This is a genomic window from Paenibacillus brasilensis, assembly GCF_009363115.1.
Lineage (GTDB): Bacteria > Bacillota > Bacilli > Paenibacillales > Paenibacillaceae > Paenibacillus > Paenibacillus brasilensis.
In genome coordinates, this window is sequence record NZ_CP045298.1 from 4,203,035 (window position 1) to 4,226,480 (window position 23,446).

25 protein-coding genes and 1 other RNA gene are annotated in these 23,446 nt (G+C 46.1%); 18 read left to right on the forward strand and 8 right to left on the reverse strand.

What is annotated here, in order from left to right; translation table 11 throughout:
- Positions 1-102: 102 nt before the first annotated feature.
- Together GCU48_RS20025 and GCU48_RS20030 are read right to left on the reverse strand one after the other, a co-directional pair.
- Entirely contained in the window at positions 103-291 is a 189-nt protein-coding gene (locus tag GCU48_RS20025; RefSeq protein ID WP_007429817.1) for a hypothetical protein, read from the reverse strand.
- 172 nt (positions 292-463) lie between these two features.
- Positions 464-1,285, reverse strand: coding sequence for a YitT family protein (locus GCU48_RS20030; protein WP_152381231.1), 822 nt, complete (start codon positions 1,283-1,285; stop codon positions 464-466).
- Between the two features lie 323 nt (positions 1,286-1,608).
- On the opposite strand from GCU48_RS20030, the gene cshA reads away from it, so the two are divergent.
- From cshA to GCU48_RS20050, 4 genes are all read left to right on the forward strand, one after another.
- Positions 1,609-3,189: a degradosome RNA helicase CshA gene (cshA, locus tag GCU48_RS20035; RefSeq protein ID WP_025715818.1), complete on the forward strand. Its 1,581-nt coding sequence runs from the start codon at positions 1,609-1,611 to the stop codon at positions 3,187-3,189.
- A gap of 224 nt (positions 3,190-3,413) precedes the next feature.
- Positions 3,414-4,175 (forward strand): YesL family protein, encoded by a 762-nt coding sequence (locus GCU48_RS20040; RefSeq protein WP_152381232.1) that lies wholly within the window; start codon positions 3,414-3,416, stop codon positions 4,173-4,175.
- Positions 4,176-4,233: 58 nt separating this feature from the next.
- Positions 4,234-4,428: non-coding RNA, 6S RNA (ssrS, locus tag GCU48_RS20045), on the forward strand.
- Positions 4,429-4,644: 216 nt separating this feature from the next.
- The gene (locus GCU48_RS20050) at positions 4,645-5,037 is read left to right on the forward strand and encodes a DUF1499 domain-containing protein (RefSeq protein WP_152381233.1); all 393 of its coding nucleotides are present in this window, start codon (positions 4,645-4,647) and stop codon (positions 5,035-5,037) included.
- An 89-nt stretch (positions 5,038-5,126) separates the two neighbouring features.
- Here GCU48_RS20050 and tpx read toward each other — a convergent pair whose 3' ends face one another.
- Positions 5,127-5,645, reverse strand: coding sequence for a thiol peroxidase (gene tpx, locus GCU48_RS20055; protein WP_152381234.1), 519 nt, complete (start codon positions 5,643-5,645; stop codon positions 5,127-5,129).
- A gap of 120 nt (positions 5,646-5,765) precedes the next feature.
- Here tpx and GCU48_RS20060 point away from each other — a divergent pair, with 120 nt between their 5' ends.
- Together GCU48_RS20060 and gltC are read left to right on the forward strand one after the other, a co-directional pair.
- A complete protein-coding gene (locus tag GCU48_RS20060) occupies positions 5,766-6,389 on the forward strand; it encodes a rhomboid family intramembrane serine protease (protein ID WP_025715814.1) in 624 nt (207 codons plus the stop codon).
- A 97-nt stretch (positions 6,390-6,486) separates the two neighbouring features.
- Positions 6,487-7,425 (forward strand): glutamate biosynthesis transcriptional regulator GltC, encoded by a 939-nt coding sequence (gene gltC, locus GCU48_RS20065; protein WP_152381235.1) that lies wholly within the window; start codon positions 6,487-6,489, stop codon positions 7,423-7,425.
- An 87-nt stretch (positions 7,426-7,512) separates the two neighbouring features.
- Here the strand turns inward: gltC and GCU48_RS20070 are convergent, their stop codons facing one another.
- On the reverse strand, positions 7,513-8,184 hold the full coding sequence (locus GCU48_RS20070) for a zinc metallopeptidase (RefSeq protein WP_010348918.1): 672 nt from the start codon (positions 8,182-8,184) through the stop codon (positions 7,513-7,515).
- Positions 8,185-8,225: 41 nt separating this feature from the next.
- Entirely contained in the window at positions 8,226-8,657 is a 432-nt protein-coding gene (locus GCU48_RS20075; RefSeq protein WP_049825024.1) for a MerR family transcriptional regulator, read from the reverse strand.
- 296 nt (positions 8,658-8,953) lie between these two features.
- On the opposite strand from GCU48_RS20075, the gene GCU48_RS20085 reads away from it, so the two are divergent.
- The 6 genes from GCU48_RS20085 (at position 8,954) to GCU48_RS20110 (ending at position 14,540) form a co-directional block, all read left to right on the forward strand.
- A complete protein-coding gene (locus tag GCU48_RS20085; RefSeq protein WP_152381237.1) occupies positions 8,954-10,357 on the forward strand; it encodes an ammonium transporter in 1,404 nt (467 codons plus the stop codon).
- A gap of 46 nt (positions 10,358-10,403) precedes the next feature.
- Positions 10,404-11,486, forward strand: coding sequence for a DUF294 nucleotidyltransferase-like domain-containing protein (locus GCU48_RS20090; RefSeq protein ID WP_025715810.1), 1,083 nt, complete (start codon positions 10,404-10,406; stop codon positions 11,484-11,486).
- Complete coding sequence (locus GCU48_RS20095; protein ID WP_025715809.1) at positions 11,483-12,220, forward strand: exonuclease domain-containing protein; 738 nt, start codon at positions 11,483-11,485, stop codon at positions 12,218-12,220. The genes GCU48_RS20090 and GCU48_RS20095 overlap by 4 nt, the downstream gene beginning before the upstream one ends.
- A 376-nt stretch (positions 12,221-12,596) precedes the next feature.
- The gene (locus tag GCU48_RS20100) at positions 12,597-12,908 is read left to right on the forward strand and encodes a transposase (protein ID WP_152378781.1); all 312 of its coding nucleotides are present in this window, start codon (positions 12,597-12,599) and stop codon (positions 12,906-12,908) included.
- Positions 12,909-12,946: 38 nt separating this feature from the next.
- Positions 12,947-13,825, forward strand: coding sequence for an IS3 family transposase (locus GCU48_RS20105; RefSeq protein ID WP_208811873.1), 879 nt, complete (start codon positions 12,947-12,949; stop codon positions 13,823-13,825).
- A 67-nt stretch (positions 13,826-13,892) separates the two neighbouring features.
- Complete coding sequence (locus GCU48_RS20110; protein ID WP_244315787.1) at positions 13,893-14,540, forward strand: TlpA family protein disulfide reductase; 648 nt, start codon at positions 13,893-13,895, stop codon at positions 14,538-14,540.
- A 38-nt stretch (positions 14,541-14,578) separates the two neighbouring features.
- On the opposite strand, the gene cimA is transcribed toward GCU48_RS20110, so the two are convergent.
- Positions 14,579-16,195 (reverse strand): citramalate synthase, encoded by a 1,617-nt coding sequence (gene cimA / locus GCU48_RS20115; RefSeq protein ID WP_152381239.1) that lies wholly within the window; start codon positions 16,193-16,195, stop codon positions 14,579-14,581.
- A gap of 303 nt (positions 16,196-16,498) precedes the next feature.
- Here cimA and GCU48_RS20120 point away from each other — a divergent pair, with 303 nt between their 5' ends.
- The 3 genes from GCU48_RS20120 to GCU48_RS20130 all read left to right on the forward strand — a co-directional run bounded on the left by GCU48_RS20120 (position 16,499) and on the right by GCU48_RS20130 (position 19,761).
- Positions 16,499-17,779, forward strand: coding sequence for a DNA polymerase IV (locus GCU48_RS20120; protein WP_152381240.1), 1,281 nt, complete (start codon positions 16,499-16,501; stop codon positions 17,777-17,779).
- A gap of 161 nt (positions 17,780-17,940) precedes the next feature.
- A complete protein-coding gene (locus GCU48_RS20125) occupies positions 17,941-18,183 on the forward strand; it encodes a ferredoxin (protein ID WP_007429833.1) in 243 nt (80 codons plus the stop codon).
- 159 nt (positions 18,184-18,342) lie between these two features.
- On the forward strand, positions 18,343-19,761 hold the full coding sequence (locus tag GCU48_RS20130) for a L,D-transpeptidase (RefSeq protein WP_152381241.1): 1,419 nt from the start codon (positions 18,343-18,345) through the stop codon (positions 19,759-19,761).
- A gap of 28 nt (positions 19,762-19,789) precedes the next feature.
- Here the strand turns inward: GCU48_RS20130 and GCU48_RS20135 are convergent, their stop codons facing one another.
- On the reverse strand, positions 19,790-20,011 hold the full coding sequence (locus GCU48_RS20135; protein WP_049825023.1) for a hypothetical protein: 222 nt from the start codon (positions 20,009-20,011) through the stop codon (positions 19,790-19,792).
- Positions 20,012-20,156: 145 nt separating this feature from the next.
- Between GCU48_RS20135 and GCU48_RS20140 the strand changes: the two genes are divergently transcribed.
- The 3 genes from GCU48_RS20140 to GCU48_RS20150 are packed head-to-tail and all read left to right on the forward strand — an operon-like array spanning position 20,157 to position 22,670.
- The gene (locus GCU48_RS20140) at positions 20,157-21,251 is read left to right on the forward strand and encodes a quinone-dependent dihydroorotate dehydrogenase (RefSeq protein ID WP_152381242.1); all 1,095 of its coding nucleotides are present in this window, start codon (positions 20,157-20,159) and stop codon (positions 21,249-21,251) included.
- Between the two features lie 35 nt (positions 21,252-21,286).
- Positions 21,287-22,099 (forward strand): GTP diphosphokinase, encoded by an 813-nt coding sequence (gene yjbM, locus GCU48_RS20145; protein WP_152381243.1) that lies wholly within the window; start codon positions 21,287-21,289, stop codon positions 22,097-22,099.
- A 1-nt stretch (position 22,100) separates the two neighbouring features.
- On the forward strand, positions 22,101-22,670 hold the full coding sequence (locus tag GCU48_RS20150; RefSeq protein WP_152382215.1) for a DUF309 domain-containing protein: 570 nt from the start codon (positions 22,101-22,103) through the stop codon (positions 22,668-22,670).
- An 85-nt stretch (positions 22,671-22,755) separates the two neighbouring features.
- Here GCU48_RS20150 and GCU48_RS20155 read toward each other — a convergent pair whose 3' ends face one another.
- Positions 22,756-23,283, reverse strand: a complete 528-nt coding sequence (locus GCU48_RS20155; protein WP_025715801.1) for a thioredoxin family protein — start codon at positions 23,281-23,283, stop codon at positions 22,756-22,758.
- Positions 23,284-23,446 lie beyond the last annotated feature (163 nt).

Here is a 23,446-nt window from a genome sequence, read left to right on the forward strand (position 1 = left end):
TTAACCCAACGATCGTTCGATGAATCCATATCATGGCATAAATAATGCCGCTCTTCACGGCTGTAAGTACAACCGGAAGAAGCGGCACGGGGTAGTTCGGATTTATTGAAGATAATTATCGTTCTGGTGCTCACAAATACTGTACTGAATAATTTCTAGCGCATCCGTTGGCTTGAGTATGGACATCCCGTCCCGAAGAACAATCATCGAGTTCAGCTCATTCTTTTTGAGAGAAGGGAGCATTTCCGGATACCATCTTAAGACGATGTCGGACAGTTTTACCGTTTCCATTTCCACAAAAATCACCCTTTCCTGCTCGGAATCATTCCAATAGAATCATTCATTACGAATCGGAAAAGCAAAGTGCCTGTGAAATAGCAGGTAAAGCGGTCTTTTAAAGACTATGGGAACAGCGCACGTATAGTGTACCACATAAACTGCATTTTGACACTCGGGTACATGCTTATCTTCGGCGGAAGGAACCCATTACTCCGACGGTTTCCACAATATTAACAAAAGCGGACGGGTCCACTTCCTTAATGATACGCTTTAACTCAACCAGCTCATAGCGTGTCGTAACCGTCATTAGCATATCCTTTTCCTTATGTGAGAAAGCACCTTCAATTTTGATTTTGCTGACACCGCGTGGCGTGGCCAACATTCTGTTCAACAGTTTTTCCGTGTGCTCTGTAATGATGTAGACGGTGATTTTTGTATGGCTCACATAAATTTGATCCAATACTTTACCCGTCACGAAAATGGATAACATTGACGCCAGCGCAATATTCCAATCCCCGTTCAAATATCCTGCCGCGAGAATGACCAGCCCATTCAACCCGACAAGTACAGTTCCTACGGGAAAGTCACGATAACGGGTAACAATGGAGCCGATAATGTCAAAACCGCCAGTAGACCCTCCCACCCGGAAGGAAATCCCTGCTCCAACGCCAATCAGTACCCCGCCAAAGACGGAGGCCAGCAGCGTATCCGTTACGACAGCATGTACCGGGACCCAGGCCAAAATCCACGTTGTAACAACAACAGATAAAATGCTCAGACTAATAAATCGCTTGCCCAAGATAAACCAGCCTGCAATAAGCATCGGGATATTGATGACAAAATACATTGTGCTGATATTAAATTTTGTGAAATAGCCAATTAGCATGGAAAGCCCGGCTACTCCCCCGCTCAGCAGATGGTGGGGCACGAGAAACAAATTAAAACCGCATGCTATGGCAGCGGCCCCAAAGATGACAACGAAGCAGTTTAACACTATTTTTAACAACTTTTTTTCACCTCATTTAAATTATGCGGGAAGCAACTTGCTGGTATTCATGAATTGTTCTGTGCTATAATGCGATGTGGATATTCTTGAGTAGGGACCTATGTCCAGAGAAACACTTAAAATTTAAACTGTTTTAAAAAGGGTAAATTCGTTTAAGATGTATCGGATAGGGTTCCCTGATTCATTACAGAAGTTTGCAGTTGTAAGCCCAAATAAACTCACTGTATTGGGGAAAACTTATACAATATTATCGCTACTTAAGAATACAGACAACATTGTGGATTGTCCACCACATCCACCATTATGAAGGAGTATGAATAAATTTGACGACATTTGCAGAATTTGATCTTGAACCGAAAGTAATTCAGGCGATTACGGAGCTGGGCTTTGAAGAAGCCACACCAATCCAATCCCAATCCATCCCAATTGCACTGCAAGGCAAAGACATGATTGGCCAAGCCCAAACAGGTACTGGTAAAACCGCAGCCTTTGGTATTCCGCTTATCAACAAAATTTCTAAAAACGATGAAAAAATTAGAGCTCTGATTATGGCTCCAACACGCGAGCTTGCTATTCAGGTGGCTGAAGAAATCGAAAAACTGTCCCGCTTTAAAGGTCTTCGCACTTTGCCAATCTATGGCGGTCAAGATATTGTGCGCCAGATTCGCGCTTTGAAAAAGAAGCCTCAAATTATTATCGGTACACCAGGTCGCCTGCTCGATCATATTAACCGCAAAACCATCAAGCTGGAAGACGTAAATACAGTTGTTTTGGATGAAGCAGATGAAATGTTGGATATGGGTTTCATGGAAGATATCCAATCCATCTTGAAGCAAGTTCCAGACGAGCGTCAAACGATGCTTTTCTCGGCTACAATGCCTCCTAATATTAAAAGATTGGCTGAGCAATTCCTCAAAGACCCTGAGCATGTTTCAGTTATTCCTAAACAAGTCAGTGCTCCACTGATTGAACAGGCCTATATTGAAGTCCCTGAACGTCAAAAATTCGAAGCATTGAGCCGTCTGATTGATATGGAGTCTCCAGAACTTGCCATCGTATTTGGTCGCACCAAGCGTCGGGTAGACGAGCTGGCTGAAGCGCTGCAAAAGCGTGGATACTCTGCAGACGGTTTGCATGGTGACTTATCTCAAAATCAGCGCGATGCTGTTATGCGTAAATTCCGCGATGGAAGCATTGACGTGCTCGTAGCAACTGACGTAGCTGCTCGTGGTTTGGACGTTTCCGGCGTAACTCACGTTGTGAACTTTGACCTTCCGCAAGACCCGGAAAGCTATGTACACCGTATTGGCCGTACTGGACGTGCAGGTAAAGAAGGGGAAGCATGGTCTTTCGTAACGCCTCGTGAAATTGATCATTTACATTTCATCGAACGTGTAACCCGTCACCGTATTCCACGTAAGCCGCTTCCAACACTGGCTGAGGCTCTGGAAGGCAAACAACGCATCATCGCAGAACGCCTCTTGGAAGCTGTAGAAAAAGGCGAGTTGAACGAGTACAAAGGTTTGGCTATTCAAATGCTGGAGCAATATGATTCTGTACAACTTCTCTCCGCAGCTCTGAAGCTGATGACGGGTGAGAAGAGAGAAGCATCAATTGAGCTGACTCCTGAAGATCCAATCCGTGCAAAACGTCGTAAACCAGACATTCGTTCTGGCGGTCGCAAGCCGTCCAACTATAGCGGTCGCAGCAACGGAGGATATAATTCCAACCGTTCTGGCGGCAGTGGCGGTAAAGGTGGATATGGCGGTTACAACCGTGGTAAAGAAGGCGGTGGCTACAACCGTGATTCCGGAAGTCGCTACAGCGGAGATCGCAAGCCACGCACGAGCAACAATGGAGAAACACGTCGTCCTGCAAGACGTGAAGATTCCTCTTCCGAATAAGTAATAATATGTTTGAAAAGCCGAAGTGAATACCCGCTTCGGCTTTTTTATTATGTGTTAGTACATACTTAACAACTTTGTAGAACCCGCTTTGACGAACTACCTGTTGATTTCACTGGCGCATTGGGGATGAAATACGTTATGATATAGTCAACAGCCGGAATTTACAGGCATAGCAACATGGGGCTTGGAACTGTCAAGGCTCGCGGAGGGAGAGACTAGCATTGGAGTTTAAAGGAGCTATGGGTGGTATTTACCGCTTGACGGAATGGATTACCCGACTGGCAGCTACCAATTTATTATGGGTATTATGTTCGTCGCCTTTTATGATTTGCCTCATACTCAAATTAATTGCGGTGAATATGAATTTGGCTAATGAATCTCTAGTAATGAACTGGGCGATGGCTATTTTGGCACCGCTTACCTTATTCCCGGCTACATCGGCTATGTTTACCGTTGTTCGCAAATGGGTGATGGGTGACACAGATACCGGTGTGTTTCGTACTTTTTTTAAAGGATACAAGGAAAACTATAAGCAGAGCCTGATCGGGGGCATTTTTTACACGTTACTGTTTGTTATCATGTATGTGGATTATACCGTATATATGACACAGTTTAGCAACCTGCAAATTGTGGGCGTTATCATGCTTATTCTTATTATAATTTTACTGGTGTCTATGTTTAATTTCTTTTCGATGGTAGCTCATTACCATATGTCTATCGGACAAATTATGAAAAATGCGATTTTACTGACGCTGATTCGACCATTCCGTGTATTTTCCACCATGCTCGGCAGCGCTGTTATTATATTTATCGGGGTCAAATATCCCGTGCTTTTCTTATTCTTTATCGGCAGTATTGTTGCCTGGTTCGCTTTCTTTAATTTTTACGGAACATTCCTCAAAATGCAGGATCAAATGGAAAAGATGAAGCAGAAGGATGAGGAACAGGAAAGCGTTGAAGACAAGAAAAGTGATAGCCTCTAAAAATAAAACATATTTCTCCTAGCATTTACTTTCTGAGTGAGAAGCGCTATAATAAGGTCACATCCTGCGATGCGCGTTACGGTCATTTGTTGTTTTGAACCAATGACAATGTCTAGGGAGATCTATACGAATGAATAGCTGAAAAGCCCTGTCAATTTCTGACAAGGGGACTTCAAAAGTTTGTTCTGCGATCACCCACCTGCTAAAGCAGGTTCAGAAGACGCTATGGTCGGACGACATTTGCGGGTACTCTATAACGTAATGAACACACTCTGGTACTGCTTCGTGCAGAAACAGGGTGTTTTTTGTATGCAACAATGTTAAACTAAGACATGAGGTACTAAGGTCGCATACCACAGGTATGATCGGGCTCACTTTTGGTTGTTTATCGTATTTTATAAAGCGCTTGCAGCAAAAGAAGACCGATGTGCCATATGATGGCAACGATTATCGTGAAGGAGGAAATGTCTTGTCGTTGAAGAGGACTCTGGTAGGGATTGTGCGCAGCCAAGAAAGTACAAGCGACCGGGTCAAGGACCCCCAAATGAAGACACGCTATTATAACTTATCGAGAGACAAGGCTTGGGGAGAAATAACATCTATCTTAAAAAAGATTCCTGGCTATAAGGTACTCCATGAGGTAGCATCCGTAGGTGAGATTACGTTAGAGAAGCGAACGGCGTTCGGTAGAACCGTCGATATTACTGTTTCTATATTATCTGTTTCGCCAGTTCGGAGTGCAGTGGATATTTATTCTGCGTCACGCGGATCGCTGGGGGACTTAGGTGCAAATTATCGCATTATTTTGCAGCTGTTCACTATGATTGACAAGAAGCTGTCCACTTATAAGGTCGTACAGTAATTGAAATAAGTGAGCAGTGGTGAAAACAGACCCGTGTAAAAAAGCGAGGAAGGCAACCTTCACTCGCTTTTTTAATATTTGGTCTTGATTTAGACGAGCTTTCTCACCGCTGCAATTGCTTGATCATAGTCAGGATGCTCAGACATTTCGCTCAAGTATTCCACATAAGTGATTTTGTCATTTTGATCAATAACAAAAATAGCCCGATGATCCAAATGGAATTCCTTGATGAACACGCCGTAAGCTTCACCGAAGGAATGATCCTTGTAGTCGGACAATGTCAGTACGCGGTCAATGCCCGCAGCTCCGCACCAACGAGCCTGAGCGAACGGAAGGTCCACGCTGACAGTCAGTACTACGACTTGATCTCCAAGGGAATCAGCTTCCTGGTTAAAACGTCGAGTCTGTGCGTCACATACGCCTGTATCCAAAGAAGGAACAACACTGATTAGTTTGACTTTGCCTGCAAAGTCTTGAAGCGTAGCCGTCTCCAACAGGTTTTTCTGTAATTTGAAATCAGGTGCCTGATCTCCAATTTTCAATTCAGGACCTAAGAGAGTCAAAGGATTGCCTTTAAAAGTGGCAGCCGCTGTACGTTCTTGTGTCATATGTAATAGCCTCCTTGGTTTTTAGCATTGGTTATCGTTGCTGAAATCTATTATAATCTTTTATAAAAGACATTGTCCAATTTGAATAAGGTGGAGACACCCCATGAAGGAAGGATTGCCTTGATTTTTTTACGTTATGAGAACTGGAAAAGCTATTTGCGTTTTTACCCGGTAACCTGTCTGATTTTGCTCATCAATATTGTAATGTTTATTGTGCTCACCGTGCAGGGTGGATCGCAGAATAGCTTAACGCTGATCCGGTATGGCGCACTGATTAATGAGGCGCCTTTCACTGACCAGCTATGGCGTTATGTGTCCGCCATGTTTTTACACGCGGGGTTTGATCATCTTTTGTTTAATTCCTTCGCAATCCTCGTGTTTGCTCCACCGCTGGAGCGCTTGCTGGGCTCCTTTCGCTATGTGCTGCTGTATCTGGTCACAGGTATAGTAGGGAACGTAATGTCCATTGCACATTACAACATGGTAGCGGAAACGACGATTTCTGTAGGAGCCTCAGGAGCGATATATGGCATCTATGGTGCGTTTCTGTACGTTGCCCTGTTCCAGCGGTCGCTTATGGATGATGCTTCACGTAAAACATTGTACACACTGCTTGGGTTTGGTATCCTGTTTTCTTTCGCTGTGGCGAACATTAACTGGACTGCTCACTTTGGTGGCTTGCTTAGTGGGTTTTTCCTTTATGGATTGATGATTAGATTGACTGGCCAACGTAAACGTCACTAAAGACAGCTTTATCGTAAGTAAGCAGGGGAATAATGAGGAAGGTGTTCGATAACATCTTCCTCCGGATGTTGAAAAACAGATTGGAGCGAATATCGGAGTGGAATTACGACAGTTGCAATACTTCATGAAAGTAGCGCAAAAGGAACATGTTACTCAGGCAGCCGAGGAGCTACATGTGGCGCAGTCTGCGGTTAGTCGGCAAATTCATCAGCTTGAAGAGGAGCTGGGGGTTAACCTTTTTATGCAAAAGGGCCGCAATTTGCAGCTTACGCCGGTTGGACAGCTATTTTGCAAACGGGTTGAAACGATTATAAAGGACTTGGAACGAGCTGTTTTGGAAGTGCATGAGTTTTTGGACCCTGAAAGGGGCGAAATCCGCATCGGTTTTCCACACAGTTTGGGGATTCATCTTATTCCTACGGTGGTGGCTGAATTCCGTAAGCGGTATCCCAATGTTAAATTCAGATTTAAACAGGGGATGTATCCGAGTTTGATCCGTGATGTGTCAGCGGGTGAGGTGGATTTGGCTTTTGTATCTCCATTTCCAGATCGTCATGATCATGTTGAGGGGGACGTGGTATTGACAGAGGAGTTGTTTGCAGTCCTGCCACCTAATCATCCTTTGGCTACAGCCAAACATATCACGCTTAGCCAGCTTAAAGGTGAGAAGTTTATCCTGTTCAGAGACGGATATTCGCTGCGTCCGATTGTTTGGCAGGCTTGTCTGGAGGCTGGATTTACGCCAGATATCGCTTTTGAAGGCGAGGAGACGGATGCGATACGCGGATTAGTTGCAGCCGGTATGGGGGTCAGTCTTTTGCCTGAAATGGCATTGTTTCAGACCAACCCGCTTCAGCCTGCAAGAGTGTCGATTGTTGATCCGGAGGTGACGCGAACCATTGGCTTGATTCATCGCAGAGATGACAAGCTTCCGTTGGTTGCCAAATCGTTTCGTACTTTTTTGTTGGACTATTTTGGTCTTCAGGCCAGTGCGGCTGCTCCGAATGGGAGTATAAAGCGGATTGAACGCAATTGAGTATAGCGCATTGGCATAGATAGAAAAAAGGTTGTTCCTCTACCATCACATGGCGGAGGAACAACCTTTTTTTTGTAGTACAAGCGATTAGTCGCGACTGTTAAAAATACCGATCAAGCGGATCAACTCCAGCAAAGAAACGAGAGCTGCGGCCACGTACGTCAATGCAGCGGCATTCAATACCTTGGCGATACCCCGTTCTTCATCACTGCGGATAAAGCCTTCAGAAACCATAATTTCACGAGCGCGGTTGGAAGCATTAAATTCGACCGGCAATGTAATTAATTGAAAAGCAACCGTAGCCGAGAAAAAGATAATGCCCAAGCCGATCAGGTTCGTGAAGCTGAACAGGAAACCGGCAATCAGCAGAAACGGTGCGATACCGGATGCAAAGTTAACGATCGGAAAGATGCGGTGACGCAGTGCCAGCATCGGATAATGCTCTTTATGCTGAATCGCATGACCGACCTCGTGACAAGCCACGGCAACCGCGGAAATGGATTTTTCATAATATACTGGCTCGGACAGGCGTACCACACGATGTATCGGGTCATAGTGGTCAGATAACGCACCGGGTACAGGTTCGATAGGAACATCGTGCAAACCATTGCGATCCAGCATGTGCCGGGCGGCATCATAACCTGTTAGCCCATTTTCATTAGGAACGTCAGCCCACTTGTTAAAAGTACCTTTTACACGAAATTGCGCCCATAAGGATAAGCCGAACGCAAGAATAATCAATATATACATACCCATCATAAAGCAACCCTCCATTATTGTTTCATTACAGCCCGGGAAAACTACATCATAGAGCTATGCTCCAGCAAATACTTCAGAGCTTCGATACAAGCGGCACTTTGCGGGAGTAGACCAGTAAGCAGTTTACGTGCTTGAACGGGCTTAAGTTGCCCTAGGAGAGGCTGTAGCTCGTTGACTTCACGCTCCAGACGCTGCATGTGCATCTCCAGACTCGTCAGCTTGTCAGTGACGTGATCTTCCCCTGCAACCGAGCTCCATTTAATCAGTGTTTGTTTGATTTCCTCGAGGCTATATTTCTCTTGTTTCATTTGGTTAATACGTTCAAGCCTGTTTAAGGTTTCATCATTATAAAGCCGATAATTTTTCAATGATCGTTCTTCAGGTGTGATCAAACCGAGCTTTGTGTAATAATCAATGGTTCGTTCGCTGACACCAGCCGCCTTGGCTAGTTCGCCAATTCGATACAGCTTCATATCCCCATCTGTCCTCACCTCGTGCTCTTCATTCAACCTTCAAAATCATGATCTGCAAACCGAGTGCTTAATAAGAATATTTTACATGATTCTCAACCATACAGTCAAACGTTATACTTTTTTTCAGGACTAAAACAAGCTACTTTTATAGTTAGTAAATATGACATGGAAGGTTCGCCTCTTCATTTTTTCAACATAGCAAAAAAAATCTTGTCAACTTTCATGTATTCTGCTTATAATGACAATAAGAATTTCACGAAATGTAAAGAAACATAACATTCAAGGGGGTGGGCTTCATGAGAAAAAAGTGGTTAGTTGCATTATTGGCCATGGTGACGGTACTGGCTTTTCCGGTAGGTGCATTCGCTGCTGACGGTCCGACAAATATTCAGCTCCAAGCAGGTTTAAACACGGCATTTACCTTCTTGGCATTTATACTTGTGTTCTTCATGCAGGCAGGATTTGCGTTGCTGGAGGCTGGCTCGACACGAATGAAGAATGCGGGTCATGTCGCTGGTAAAACGATCCTTACCACAGGGGTTGCAGCTTTGTCCTTCTGGGCTCTTGGATTTGGTCTCGGCTTTGGTAACGATGGCGGCAACGGATTTATGGGACTGACGGGTTTCTTCATGAGTGGTACCGATGCTGCTGCATCGTTTGATTCTCTTTCCGCTCTGGACGTTCCGATTACCATTATGTTTTTGTTCCACTTTGCTTTTGCTGCGGTATCTCTTTCCATCGCTTGTGGAGGGATGGCAGAGCGTGCAAAATTAAGTGTATACATTATTTTCGGTATTTTGTTCTCCATCGTGATCTATCCGGTTGTAGCTCACTGGGTATGGGGCGGCGGCTGGCTTGGCAAACTGGGTATGCAGGATTATGCCGGTTCAACGGTAGTCCATCTGACAGGCGCTACGGCGGCACTCGTCGCTACGCTGCTGCTCAAGCCGCGTCTGGGCAAGTTTAATAAGGATGGCAAGCCGAACATTATTCCTGGTCACAATCAGGTGTACTCTATTCTGGGTGTAATTATTCTCTGGTTTGGCTGGTTTGGATTTAACCCGGGTAGTGCGGTAACGGCTATGAACGACGGATTTTTTGGATATGTGGCATTGACTACAAATATTGCGGCGGCGGCAGGCGGGGTTTTCGCTTTGCTCGTATCCTGGATGGTATACGGAAAAGCTGATATTCCTTCGATGCTGAATGGTGTGCTGGCGGCTTTGGTTGCTATTACTGGTTCTTGTGCTTTTGTAGCTCCTTGGGCAGCTCTGGTCATCGGTGCAGTAGCAGGGATTGTGACCTTCTTCACAGCACAATGGTTTGAGCGTGCAAGAGTAGATGATCCGGTATATGCTTTTTCCGTGCATGGTATTGCAGGGATGTGGGGTGCAGTATCGACAGGGTTGTTCGCTACGCCCGAGCTTGTAAAAGTAACAGGTGTAGGTCAAGTGGGATTGTTCTATGGCGGCGGATTTACGCAATTAGGAGTACAGCTGCTTGGACTGGTTGGTACTTTTGCCTTCGTGTTCGTCATTTCCTTCATTATTCTGGGTGCAATGAAAGCCATTATGGGCATTCGCGTTACAGAAGAGGAAGAAACGATGGGGCTGGATATTAGTGAACACGGTACGTACGGCTATCCAGAACAAATGAAGTTGGTTGCCGAGGCTGAAAAGCGTTCTGGAATTGTGAGCTAATATGTAAAATATAAAGACCAGTATGGAGAGCGGAGGAGATGGTAGTATGGAACTGCAAAATACGGCCCCTTGGGTGAGTTCCGCTGAAGCGATTGATCAAGCTGACACGCCTGAATCGCTAAGGCAGGCCAGGGTCGATTCTCAAAAATGGCTACTGGCTTCCCAAGCCTCCGCTCCGTTATCAGACTGGTTACAAACGGCGAATGAAATGCATGACCGCATCGCGGCCAGAGCTGTACAAATGTGCGAAAAAGGGATGGTTGAGGATGGCTTCGGCCCTCCTCCCGTCCCTTACGCATTTATAGCCTTTGGAAGCATGGGGCGCTCGGAATCAACGCTATGGAGTGACCAGGATAACGGTATGATTATCAGTGATACTGTATCTGCTGATAAAGAAGTGTATTTTAGAGAATTTGGTCGCAGAGTCTCTGCGATGCTGGAGTATTTGGGCTATCCCAAATGTGAGGGGAAAGTGATGTGTTCGGAGCCGTTGTGGTGTCGCACATTGTCTGAATGGCAGGAGCAGCTCGCAACATGGTCGGATGATTTCGCCTGGGAGCCGATTCGTTATCTGATCATCTCATCTGATATGAGGTATATTGCTGGAGATGAGCAATTGTCATGCGAATGGAAACGAAGCTTCTATAAGCTGTTCCGAAAACATCCCGATTTGCCTTCAGCGGTACTCAGGAACACAGTCAGGCATAAAGCGACACTTAATATTTTAGGTCAGATCGTCACCGAACGCTTCGGAGAGCATGCGGGCGATTTTGATGTGAAATACGGGTTGTATATTCCGCTCGTCAATGCAGTGCGCTTTCTGGCGTTGCAGCACGGAGTGGAGGAAACCTCTACGCTGAAAAGACTGAGGCGTCTGGCGCAATTGGAGGCTGCACCGCTTCCTTTGCTGGATGCTTGCGAGCGGGCCTTTCGGATTGCGCTTCAGCTTCGAACGGCTACTCCGGCACAGGAGAAGGATGGATTGCTGATCAGCAACGGCTATCTGGCCGTCAAGCCGCTGAAGCAAGGCAAGGGCTGGCATGAGCTGCGCGAGGCTCTGTCGACGGTTCGACGGTTCCATCGTGCGTTGCAAAGACAGCTGCGATTTATGGAAGGGAGAAGGTCATGAAGGAGCCAGCGCAGGGAGGCGGCTTTTGGAGCGCTCTTCGCAGAGGAGGAGTACCGTCTGCCATCGCTTCTGTCATGGGGGCTCCTACGGCTCAGCAGATGGCGTTTATTCGTTCCTTAACCCGGGAGCAACGTCGCTCTGAAGTATTGCGGACCCCGCTGGAGCGTTTGGAGACAGTTGTTTTTGATCTGGAGACGACGGGATTTTCTGCGCAGCATGGTGATGAGATTTTATCGTTCGGGGCGATTCGTGTAGTTGGAGATACGATTATGGAAAAAGAGCAGTTTTACACGCTTGTCAATCCACGTACAATGATTCCTGAGCATATTACGGAGTTAACCGGGATTACCCGGGAAATGACGGATGAGGCTCCCCCGCTTATGAATGGGCTGCATGACTTTATGTCCTTTGTAGGTGGGCGTGTACTTGTAGCGCATGCCAGTGCTCATGACAAGGCTTTTTTGAATGCCGCCTTATGGAAAACATCTAAAGTTCAGCTGACTCACCGTGTGCTGGATACGATGATGCTGGCCAAGTGGCTTGAGCCACAACAACACCAAACGTACAGCTTGGATGAATTGCTGACCTACCAAAGCATTCCGATTGAGGGGCGGCATCATGCGCTAGAGGATGCAAAAATGACAGCTAAGCTGTGGGTGGCGTATGTTCAGGAAATGCTTAACCGTAACGTGACTAATTTGGCAGATGTTTATGCACATTTAAGTCATGCCTGATTTCGTATACAGCGTGAGCACTTAAATTACACAAAAAAACAGTAAGCCCGCGATCATTCGTAGGTTTGCTGTTTTTTTGTGCATATATGTGCGAAGAAATGCTGTATAAAATAAGGGCAACTCAACTTATAGCTGTAATGATGAATTGAAGTTCCTGGAAATTGCGGTGGTATTAATTTTTCAGCCTAATACTTATTTTCTTTTGACAATATATACAGATCACAGGGTTAGAGATGGCAGCAGGCTGGGTATCCTATGGAGAAGTTTAAGGTGAGCCCAACGAAAGCCAGGTGATTGAATTCTCTTTAGCCCCTTAGTGAACTTGGACACTAAGAGTGTATATGGATTACACTACTAGTGATAAGGGGCTGAGGAAATGACACGAAATAAACATTCTAGAGAATTTAAACGCCAAATCGTCAAGGAAGCCATCGAAACCGGGAATAAGGCAGCTGTAGCCCGGAGATATGAAATTGCCGTCAATATGCTTCACCGTTGGGTAAAGGAATTTGAAGAAGGTAAATATGGTGAAACTTCACTGGAAACCATACATGGACTAGATTCCAAAGTGCTTTCCCAAGAAAATGATCAATTGAAGAAACTACTGGGTGAACAGGCACTAGAGATTGCGATACTGCGTGACTTGATAAAAAAGAAAAACCCTCATTTGCTGAAAAAGTGGAAGTAGCAGAACACTACATTTGTGAAGGATATGCCGTCACGCTTGTGCTACGACTGGCCAACATCCCGAGATCTAGTTACTACTACCATAAAAATAGAAAATTGATCGAGAAAACAGCAAGTGGGGGACGACAAAAGCCAGGATATTCGCTGCGTTCGGACGGCGTAAAAGTACCGGATGCTCAGATTATGGAACGGATTATGGAGTTGATTTCTGCAGACGGCCATGCGTATGGATACCGAAAATTAACCGTCGCTTTACGCCGAGATGATGGCCTAATTATTAACAAAAAGAAGGTCTACCGATTGTGCAGAGAATTGAGCATCCTGCGACCACAGCGAAAAGTGAACTCATCTTACCCACGGAAACTGGTACGAAATCGGATGATTACGAATTCGAACCAACGGTTTGAGACGGACATTAAGTACGGTTATATTGCAGGAGAAGACCGATTTTTCTTCATTCAGTCTTGCCTCGATGTTTACGACCGTTCTGTGGTTGCTTACCATATAGGATTGCGGTGCGAGGCCAAAGATGTGATCCGAACGTTACAAACGGCCTTGTTTAAGAGACAATTATTTGAGGTGCAAACCAAACCTGTGATTCGTACAGACAATGGCCCTCAGTTTATTTCTCATGGGTTTGAAGCTGCCTGTAAAAGCTTTGGAGTGGAGCATGAACGCATTCCTCCACGAACACCGAATATGAACGCACATATTGAATCTTTTCATAGGTTATTGCAGGATGAATGCTTGGCTCGCTACGACTTTGAAACGTACAGCGAAGCTTATGAAGCCGTCACGGAATTCATTCATTTTTATAATGAACGAAGAATTCATTCCAGCATTTGCGATTTGTCGCCGTCTCAGTTTTATGAGAAAAACCAGACAAAACCGATTCCGATCCGAGAAGTTCGTGTATAATTTCAAAAACGAAGTCTGGATGAGCAAGAGAGAGTTAGTGTCCAAACTTAGGGGGTTAATCCGAATTGTGATAAGAGTTGGTTTTATTCGATTAGGGATGGCTATGCTGATTGCGGGAGCGGTATCAGAGTTAGTTATTGCAAATACGGCTTATGCAACAAGCTTGCCCAATAAAAATGTACTTTCACAGGAGGAGCATAAAGATGAGGAGGGGCTTGGGACAGAGCTAGCTGTAGAGGCTGATTCAGATGCAATAGAAGTGATAAAAAAGCTGAAACCCGGTCAACGGCTTCCTTCCATGATTTTAAAGGATTTAAAAGGCAACTCCTACGATGTAGCGGCTCCACGCAACAAACCACTGGTTATTAGTTTCTGGGCTTCATGGTGCGATCCGTGCCGTTTGGAAGCGCCTATGCTGAATGAGCTGTATCGCCAGTACAAACATGATGTAGATGTGTATGGGATCAATGTAACTCGTTATGATCGATTGGAGGATGTGCAGAAATTTTCCCGCTCTTTGGGTCTGCAATTTCCGATTTTGCTTGATGAGCAAGGGACATTGTTTGAACGGTTTGGAGGAGCAGCTTTTCCGACTCATGTATTGGTTGATCATCATGGACTGGTGCACGAAATTATAATCGGCATGTTAAGTGAGCAGGAATTGGAACGTAAAATACAGATGCTTCAAAAAAAGAAGGTGTCTTTGAGGTTCTGATAGACCCTAAAGACACCTTTGATCACTCCATTATCTGATTAGTGGTTAACTAACCCCTGATGAGTAAGATCTGCCTGCTCATTTTTGGGAGTCGGTGCTTCCAGCAACGCATAACGGAAGCTGTCCAGGAGAGCTTCCCAACTGGCTTCAATGACATTTTCGGATACGCCTACGTTACTCCAGACGTCTTCGTAATTTTTGGATTCTATGAGCACTCGTACTTTGGCGGCGGTGGCATCTTTTTCGTCAAGCACACGTACCTTGTAATCAGCCAGGTGCATGTCCCGTAGCGCAGGAAAATATTGGGAAAGGGCCTTGCGAAGTGCGTTATCGAGTGCATTGACAGGACCATTTCCTTCAGCAGCGGTATAAACACTCGTCCCAGCGACATTTAGCTTCAAGAACGCCTCGGATACGACCGGTCTCCCTGCTGTTTTTTCTACCAGCACCTTGAAGGACTCAAATGAAAACATTTCCTTCACTTCGCCGCCTGCTTCCCGAATGAGCAATTCCAGCGATGCATCTGCTCCTTCAAACTGATAGCCCTGATGCTCCAACTCCTTGATGCGGCTAATGACGCCACGCGCTTCATCACTGGAAGGATCAAGGGTGATGCCCAGCTCCTGCGCCTTGGAAACAACGTTGCTTTGTCCAGCCAGTTCAGAGACCAGTACTCGCTGTTTGTTACCTACCAACTCAGGGGAGATGTGCTCGTAAGTTCGCGAATCGCGCAAAATTGCTGACACATGGATGCCGCCCTTATGGGCAAATGCTGCATTCCCGATGTAAGGCTGGTTCACAGGCATATTGACGTTAGCCACCTCGCTAACAAAGCGGGCTGTATTGCTGAGTTGCTTCAGCTTGTCATCATCCAGACAATCATAGCCAAGTTTGAGTTGCAAATTTGGAATGACGGAGCATAGATTTGCGTTACCACATCGTTCGCCGTATCCGTTAATAGTACCTTGAACCTGCCTTGCGCCTGCTTGAACCGCGCTCAGCGTGTTAGCTACTGCCAATTCACAGTCATTGTGTGTATGAATACCTAATTGTGATCTTGTCAGTTGACTATGCAGGGTAGTGACAATTTCCCTTATCTCATGCGGCATGGTGCCACCGTTTGTATCGCACATCACAAGCCAGTCCGCGCCTGCTTCTTCTGCTTTTTTCAAAACGGCGAGTGCGTATTCTGGGTTGTTTTTGTAGCCGTCAAAAAAATGCTCGGCATCAAAAATTACCTCCATGCCTCCTTGTTTCAAAAAGGCAATGGAATCATAAATCATGGACAGATTTTCCTCCAGTGTCGTCTGTAAAGCGGTGTGCACATGAAAATCCCATGATTTACCTACCAGTGTGGCCGCCTGGGCGCCGGATTCCAGAATTCGCTGCAGATTGACATCCTCTGCTGCAATACTATTCTTGCGACGCGTGCTGCCGAAGGCGACAATTTTGGCTTGAAGTCCTAGCTCTTGCACCCGTTTGAAAAATTCGATATCCTTGCTGTTGCTCCCGGGGATCCCGCCTTCAATATAATGAACACCGAGATCATCAAGTTTTTTGGCGATTTTCAGTTTGTCGTCAGCAGACAAGCTAATTCCTTCTCCTTGAGTACCGTCTCGCAGCGTTGTATCAAAGATAGAAATAGCGGTGGACATGAGGGACTCCTCCTTCGCGATTGCTCAGATTAATGTACTTTGCTTTTTTAGAAGATTTATTTAATTAATTAATTAATTAACGCTTAAAAACAGGAAAGCGTCAGCTCGCCTTGCTCATATGATACTCGATTATATCAACTAATGACTTCAAATGTAATATATAATTATCATTTTGTGGCCGCAAAACCTTTATTCTCATGTAAAATCTCATGTAAAATAGAAGGAGAATTCAGATCTAAACTTAAGCCAAGAGACATATTCCCGTAAGAGCGGGTGAATTTAAAGTTAAAAGAAGGGTTGAGCATGAAAGATGTCAGTGCTTATTATCCGGTCGGCGGGCGAGTTATTTTGCATGTGGATATGAATGCATTTTATTGTTCCGTTCATGCAGCGGAGGAACCGGAGAAATATAAGGGGGTGCCTACCGCCGTAGCTGGCAGTAGTGAGCTGCGCAAAGGTGTAATTGTAACCTGCTCCTACGAAGCTCGACGTTTGGGCATTTCAACAGGGATGGTCGTTCAGCAGGCACGCCGGATTTGTCCGCAGCTTATCGTAATACGGCCTGATTTTCACTTGTACCGTCGTTATTCCAAAGCGTTTATGAGCATTGCCTATTCGTATACCCCTATGCTGGAAGCCACTTCAATTGATGAATGTTATCTCGACATTACAGGTTCCAAGCAGTTTGGAACACCTCTGGAAATTGCAGAGGAAATTCAGCGCAGAGTAGAGGATGAGCTTGGCTTGCCTTGCTCGATCGGAATAGCACCCAACAAGCTGTTGGCGAAAATGGCTTCTGATCTAAAAAAGCCACGTGGGATATCCATTTTACGTCTGCGTGATGTGCCCAGCATCTTATGGAAGCTTCCTTGCAGTCAATTGTTTGGTGTGGGTCGCAAAACGGCAGACAAGCTTTTGCAAATGAACATTCGCACCATCGGGCAATTGGCTAAGGCGGATGAACATATGCTAATTGGTGCATTTGGCGTGACAGGATCGTGGCTCAAATTGGCGGCTAACGGGATTAATCATTCTCCAGTCAGCACTGAACGAGAGCCTAACAAATCCATCGGTCATACGACGACCCTGCCTATGGATGTGATGAAGCTGGAAGAGGCTCAGCGGGTACTTCTTAACATTAGCGACCAGGTAGCCCGGAGGCTACGACGACACGGTATGCTGGCAGGAGGTATTCAACTCACGATTCGGACGCCAGATATGAAGACCTTTACGCGTTCTCAGATGAGAAGTACTCCTACGGAAAGTGCTGAAGACATATATAAGGAAGCTTGTGCGCTGTATCGTCGTCATTGGGGAGAGGACAAGCCTGTGCGCTTACTGGGGATTACACTACAGCAGCTCATTCCGAAGGAGGAAGCGGCTGTTCAGCTGGATCTTTTTGAATATCAGGACCAGCCCAAGAAAGAAAGTCTATTGAAAACGATGGATGCGCTGCGCGACAAATTTGGTGAAAATGCAATTTTGACCGCCGGGATGCTGGGAGATGATCCTTCAGTGCTGCTTCGCAATTCCAAGCTGCGCGGAACTTCGCTGCAAAAAGACAATCTTCCGACTCCTGAGTGAATTTCCGCTTCATTTATGTAAAGCAGCGGAAGCTTGCAATATAAGCGTTTTTTACATGAGGGATAAAGGAAAATAATTTGTAATAATTTTTCGTTTGTATTAATATGTGAATAGAATGCAAAAGCTGGTTTGTTTGATTGTATAGGAGGAAGAGAACAGTTATGGCTAAATACACTTGGGTAGAAAAAGATACATGCATTGCTTGCGGAGCCTGTGGCGCCACAGCACCAGACATTTATGATTATGATGATGAAGGTTTGGCTGAAGTTATCTTTGAGGGAGATGCAAACCAAGGCATCAAGGCGATCTCAGAAGACCTGTATGATGATATGCAGGATGCTTGTGATGGTTGCCCTACAGATTCCATCAAAGTAGCAGACGAGCCCTTCAACAAAGAAGGTTAAGTGTAGGCTTCTTGGATGGTGACAGCACCGACAGCTTCCTTCACCGTATTACGGTTAAGGAAGCTGTCGGTGCTGTTTTTTTATGTGCTGTCCATCTGGTCCATTCCGACCGATATACATATTAGGAAGTACGTAAGATTACACGATCAGGAGGATCCGATGGACCATTCGCCTCATCTTAAATCGTATGTAAAAAAGCATCCTGATAATAAAATGGCTTGGTATCTACTCGGTAAAGAGTATGAGAGCAGCGGTCAGGAGGGCAAAGCAAATTATTGCTTTAATCGCGCGGGAGAAGTGTTCGAGGCCTTCGAGCATAAACAGATTCCGGCAGACGTATGGATGGAATATCAGGATAAACTCGTTCAGATGTCGAAGGAGAAGGAGCGGCGAACAGCCCGAGCACGCCATCTGCTAACTGCGCTCATGGTCCTCTTGCTCATATGGGTGCCTTCAGCCAATTCACCGAAGCATTCAAATGAGAATGCAGCCGTATCACCCGTAACCGAGCGTGCAGCCGCCGATAATGTGAAAACTGCGGAAGTACCGATTGTTGATCCAACAGGGACAGCTAAGATCGGTGGGACTAATGTTGGCGGTGTGTTTACTGCCCAAGGTCGAAAAGGAAGCGGAGCTGAGACGACGCTTGCTGATATGCTAACAAAGACGGATCGTTTGCCCCCCAAAACCACCGTGCTCGGCATGGAGCAGAGCGGCTCATGGCTACTTTGGAGAAATGGAATGCAGCCATTACTGAGTGTGCAAAACCAAGGGAATGGTGGATTAGCTGTTCAGTCTTACGATGCCGCTGCGTGTGCTTGCAAGCCGCCCGACAGGGAGAGTCTTCGCCAAGCAGGTCTGGAATGGGCAGCCGGTCAGGAGGAGCTGGCTGTGCTGAATAGCTCCATGCTTGCTTTTCGTTCGCAGCATCAACGTCTTCCCCAGAGTCTTGATGAGCTGACCCGCAACTTTCCCGATAACACGATGTATGGTACGACAGAGGGGATGAAGAAAGCTTTTATACCGATGCGCAGTTTACTTGCTTCACCGGGACAGGGAGCAGATCAACAGGCTCGCTCGTCGGCTGAAAACAGTCCTTTACTGGCATCGTCACTGCATGGACGACCTTTTCTGGGGCAGCCGCTGCGGATTGTGGTAGACAAATCCAAGCACAGGCTCGGATTGTTGAGTGGCAATGTGCTAATCCGAAATTATCCTGTTGGATTGGGTGGAGAAAAGACGCCGGAAGGGAAATTTGTAATTAGCGATAAAGTCGTCAATCCGAACGGCAAATCCAATGGTGAGTTTGGTAGCCGTGGAATGCAGCTGTCTGCAACGAATTATGCCATCCATGGTACGAACAAGCCAGACAGCATTGGGAAAAATGAATCGCTGGGCTGCGTCCGCATGGGCAAGACGGATGTGGAGGAATTGTTTGCTCTCGTGCCTTCAGGTACGGAGGTGGTTATTGGTACTGGGGGATTGCCTGAACAAGTACTTGTGCCTGGTTCGCGATTTATGAGTGAGCCGAAGCACGATCAGACGAATCCCCGCAAAACCTATCACTGGTTAAATTAACCTTTTCGCTGCATAAGCTACTTGTTGTTTAACGATTTCCCGCTTGTGCTAAAACAATGACCAGAACAATCACAACGATGAGGAGAACAAAGCTGACGGCGGTCCATACAATCGCCTTCTTGTTCACCTCGTCCTTTTTCTTTTGCAGACTGGGCGGCTTGCGCTTGGTCTTCATATCAGCAATCCCTCTTTTCTGACGGGCTAAGGAACCTGTCTTACTATGTCCATTGTAAATGGTTTGATTATACATTTTCAATGACATCTCCATGACAACTGAATTGTTCTGTTGTCGCACCTCGCAAATTACTTTCTTTTTGGTATGGAAAAAGCTAAACTATTTTGTAGAGATGTTTTTTTAGGATTGTGCAAGGGCATAGAACGGAGTGGATGAGAACGTGTTGTATCAAAGGATTGTAAAACCTGTTTTTTTCAAAATGAGTCCGGAGACGGCCCATCATGTAGTCATTGATGGCTTAAAGTATGCGGGGGCGCTTCCAGGTGGAGCAGCAACGCTGCGGGGGATGTACGGAGTCAAGGAAACGGAGGATCTTGCCGTTGATCTGTTCGGACTTCATTTTCCCAACCCGATTGGACTGGCTGCGGGGTTGGATAAAAATGCGGAAGCGGTTGCCGGCTTTTCCTCCATCGGGTTTGGTTTTATGGAAGTAGGCACGGTGACACCTGTCGGACAGCCCGGAAATGATCGGCCCCGCTTGTTCCGCTTGCCTCCCGATGAGGCATTAGTCAATCGGATGGGCTTTAACAATCTGGGTGCGGAGAGTATGGCTGAACGATTGGCTGCACTCAAACATCGGCCTGTTCCGGTTGCTGTTAATATTGGCAAAAACAAAATCACGCCCAATGAGGATGCACATAAGGATTATGAAAAGTGTATTTCCGCGCTATATCCGTACGCGGACTTCTTTGTGGTGAATATTAGCTCGCCGAATACACCGGATTTGCGAAAGCTCCAGCATGGCAGTGAACTGAAGTCATTACTTGAAGCGGTTCGGGCAGAGATGGGAGTGCAGGCAGCCAAATATGGCGAATCCAAATCTGTGCTGGTTAAAATTGCGCCAGACGTATCGGATGAGGAACTGGAATATATGACGGATGCGATCGCTGCCAGTGGAGTGGACGGTATTATTGCGACAAATACAACGATATCCAGGGCTGGCCTGACACATCGGAATGCGAGTGAAACGGGAGGCTTGAGCGGCAAGCCGCTGCGTGATCGTTCTACAGAGGTCATTGGGCGGGTATACCGTCAGACGGAGGGGAAGCTGCCTATCATCGGATCGGGAGGCATTTTCACCAGCCGTGATGCCTATGACAAAATTAAAGCAGGCGCGAGCCTGATTGAAATTTATACAGCATTGATCTACGAGGGACCGGAAGTGAATCGGGCTTTGCACGCCGGTCTGCGTGAGCTGCTTCGAAAGGACGGCTTTAGACACATTACCGAGGCTGTTGGTGCAGATCACAGATAAAAAATGTGGTGTCGGAAGAGACAGGAGGTACGGGGATGGACGGAAGAGACTGGGGAACATTTTTGCTGCCATACGATCAGGCGGTGGAGGAGCTTAAGGTCAAGTTCAAAACAATGCGTGCGGAGCTGAAGAAGCGCGAGGAATACGCTCCTATCGAATTCGTAACCGGACGGGTTAAAAAAATATCAAGCATCCTCGATAAAGCGAAAAGATTGCAGGTTTCTCCTGATCAGCTAGAGACGGGAATCGAGGATATTGCAGGCATCCGTATTATGTGTCAATTTGTTGAGGATATTCGGCGGGTAGCCGAGTACATTCGAAGACGCAAGGATTTGACTGTGCTATATGAAAAGGACTATATCACCAACTATAAAGATAGCGGTTATCGCAGCTTTCATATGATTGTGGAATATCCAGTGCAGACGGCATTGGGTTTAAAAATTGTGCTGGCGGAAATTCAGATCCGTACCTTGGCTATGAATTTCTGGGCCACCATTGAGCATTCACTCAGCTATAAGTATCGTGAAAGCTTGCCGGGTGAAATGCGGGCAAGGTTGAAAAAGGCCGCTGAGGCAGCCTTTGTATTGGATAATGAGATGTCTTCCATTCGTCTTGAAATATTGGAGGCACAGAAAAAATTTGAGGATGAAGCGAATATCGTTTCCAAAGTGCTAACAGGTATGCATCGCTTGTATTTTTACCATAAGATCAGCGAAACGATTGAGGCACAGCGCAGGTTTAATGAGCTGTGGGAGCAACATGATATGGAAGGAATCAAGCAGCTTCACGATGAAGTGAAGGAGATGCTGGAGTCCTCTACCAAGGAAGAAGACAGGGATGAACAATAAAATGGTGAACCTTTCCTATGAACCGTTGTACGTGACTTACCTGGTATACTTCAATCGGGATCGGGATTACTTTGAATGTCATGAGGTACTGGAAGAGCTGTGGCTTAGGCTGGACCGTGACCCTGTATATAAAGGTTTGCTGCAAATCGCTGTAGGGCTGTTTCATTTTCGTAACGGCAACTATCGTGGTGGGCATATGATGCTGGATAGTGCGGTGCATAGACTGGAGCATACTCCACCGCAGGCGCTGGGCATTAATATGGCGAAGCTGGTGGACGAGGCGCGCGCTTGTGCCCGCCAGCTTGCCGAGTTTGTTGCCGCTGGCAAGGAACAACTTCTGCACCAGCCGCCGGTTTATCGGGATTTGACGATTGAAATCGTCGACCCCGGGCTGCGCCGGGCCGTGAATAATGTATCACCGTCCATTCCAGCCAATGTCCCGCAGCAACGAAGACCTCAGCGTGGGGAGAAGCATGAGCAGCGTCAGCAGGCGCTGGAAGCCTCAATCAGGCGCAGACAGGCAGCCTATGATTCCTGCATCGCCTCGCCTGAAACGAAGGGCGCGACGTAACTCGAAGCGCGCATAATAAGCAAGCAGCCCGATCCATTTTGAGGGGATCGGGCTGTTTTATCGTTCCAGAATGTGCGAACATCTTTTAGGAGGTTACGTTCTTTTTATATTTCTCAAAAAAGGCTTTAAAATCGTCCAGCGTATAGCCGTTGTCAGATGGGCTTTCCTTCAAGCCACCAACCATGCGATCCTTTTCCACGCCTTTTTCGTAATAGACGAGCGTAGGGGTATATTCGATGTTGTACTTGTCCCAGCCGTCTTCATACTCACGCAGGTTAAACTCATGCATTGTGATGTTCTCCTGCTTGCTCAAAGGCATCAGCTTGGGAGTCGTGGCGCGGCAATGAACACAATCGGATGCGAAATGATAAACGAAAAAGCTTTCCTTTTTGTTAATTTTGCTTTGCAGATCTGCTGGTTTAATAATCTGCTGATAATTAGGATCATTCAATAATTCTTGAGTGGCTGGCTTCAAAGACGCTGTGGACACGCCGTATAACTCGTTTTTAGTACCAGAATTTAAAGCGAGCAGCACTCCAAGCAAGATGACCAGCACAACAAAAAAGCCGATGACAGGTATAAGCTTTTTTTTGTTGGATTTTTGGGCGTTCAATATAATCTCTCCTATCAAAATTCAAAATATGTAGCTAAGAATCTCATTATTATACAACATTACAGATTGTAGTGAAAGTTTGTAAATCACAGAGATATTGCGGCATAACGGGTTGATTATGGTACAATAAATTTTATTTTAACAGGACAGGATGATTACGATT

Excerpts from the sequence above, each read along its gene's own strand:
- GCU48_RS20075 (WP_049825024.1), bottom strand. The coding sequence starts at position 8,657 with ATGAAGCTGTATCGAATTGGCGAACTAGCCAAGGCGGCTGGTGTCAGC.
- yjbM (WP_152381243.1), top strand. The coding sequence starts at position 21,287 with ATGGACGGAAGAGACTGGGGAACATTTTTGCTGCCATACGATCAGGCG.
- tpx (WP_152381234.1), bottom strand. The coding sequence starts at position 5,645 with ATGACACAAGAACGTACAGCGGCTGCCACTTTTAAAGGCAATCCTTTG.
- cimA (WP_152381239.1), bottom strand. The coding sequence starts at position 16,195 with ATGTCCACCGCTATTTCTATCTTTGATACAACGCTGCGAGACGGTACT.
- GCU48_RS20095 (WP_025715809.1), top strand. The coding sequence starts at position 11,483 with ATGAAGGAGCCAGCGCAGGGAGGCGGCTTTTGGAGCGCTCTTCGCAGA.
- GCU48_RS20125 (WP_007429833.1), top strand. The coding sequence starts at position 17,941 with ATGGCTAAATACACTTGGGTAGAAAAAGATACATGCATTGCTTGCGGA.
- GCU48_RS20025 (WP_007429817.1), bottom strand. The coding sequence starts at position 291 with ATGGAAACGGTAAAACTGTCCGACATCGTCTTAAGATGGTATCCGGAA.
- GCU48_RS20085 (WP_152381237.1), top strand. The coding sequence starts at position 8,954 with ATGAGAAAAAAGTGGTTAGTTGCATTATTGGCCATGGTGACGGTACTG.
- GCU48_RS20100 (WP_152378781.1), top strand. The coding sequence starts at position 12,597 with ATGACACGAAATAAACATTCTAGAGAATTTAAACGCCAAATCGTCAAG.
- GCU48_RS20135 (WP_049825023.1), bottom strand. The coding sequence starts at position 20,011 with ATGTATAATCAAACCATTTACAATGGACATAGTAAGACAGGTTCCTTA.
- GCU48_RS20090 (WP_025715810.1), top strand. The coding sequence starts at position 10,404 with ATGGAACTGCAAAATACGGCCCCTTGGGTGAGTTCCGCTGAAGCGATT.
- GCU48_RS20150 (WP_152382215.1), top strand. The coding sequence starts at position 22,101 with ATGGTGAACCTTTCCTATGAACCGTTGTACGTGACTTACCTGGTATAC.
- GCU48_RS20120 (WP_152381240.1), top strand. The coding sequence starts at position 16,499 with ATGAAAGATGTCAGTGCTTATTATCCGGTCGGCGGGCGAGTTATTTTG.
- GCU48_RS20070 (WP_010348918.1), bottom strand. The coding sequence starts at position 8,184 with ATGATGGGTATGTATATATTGATTATTCTTGCGTTCGGCTTATCCTTA.
- GCU48_RS20130 (WP_152381241.1), top strand. The coding sequence starts at position 18,343 with ATGGACCATTCGCCTCATCTTAAATCGTATGTAAAAAAGCATCCTGAT.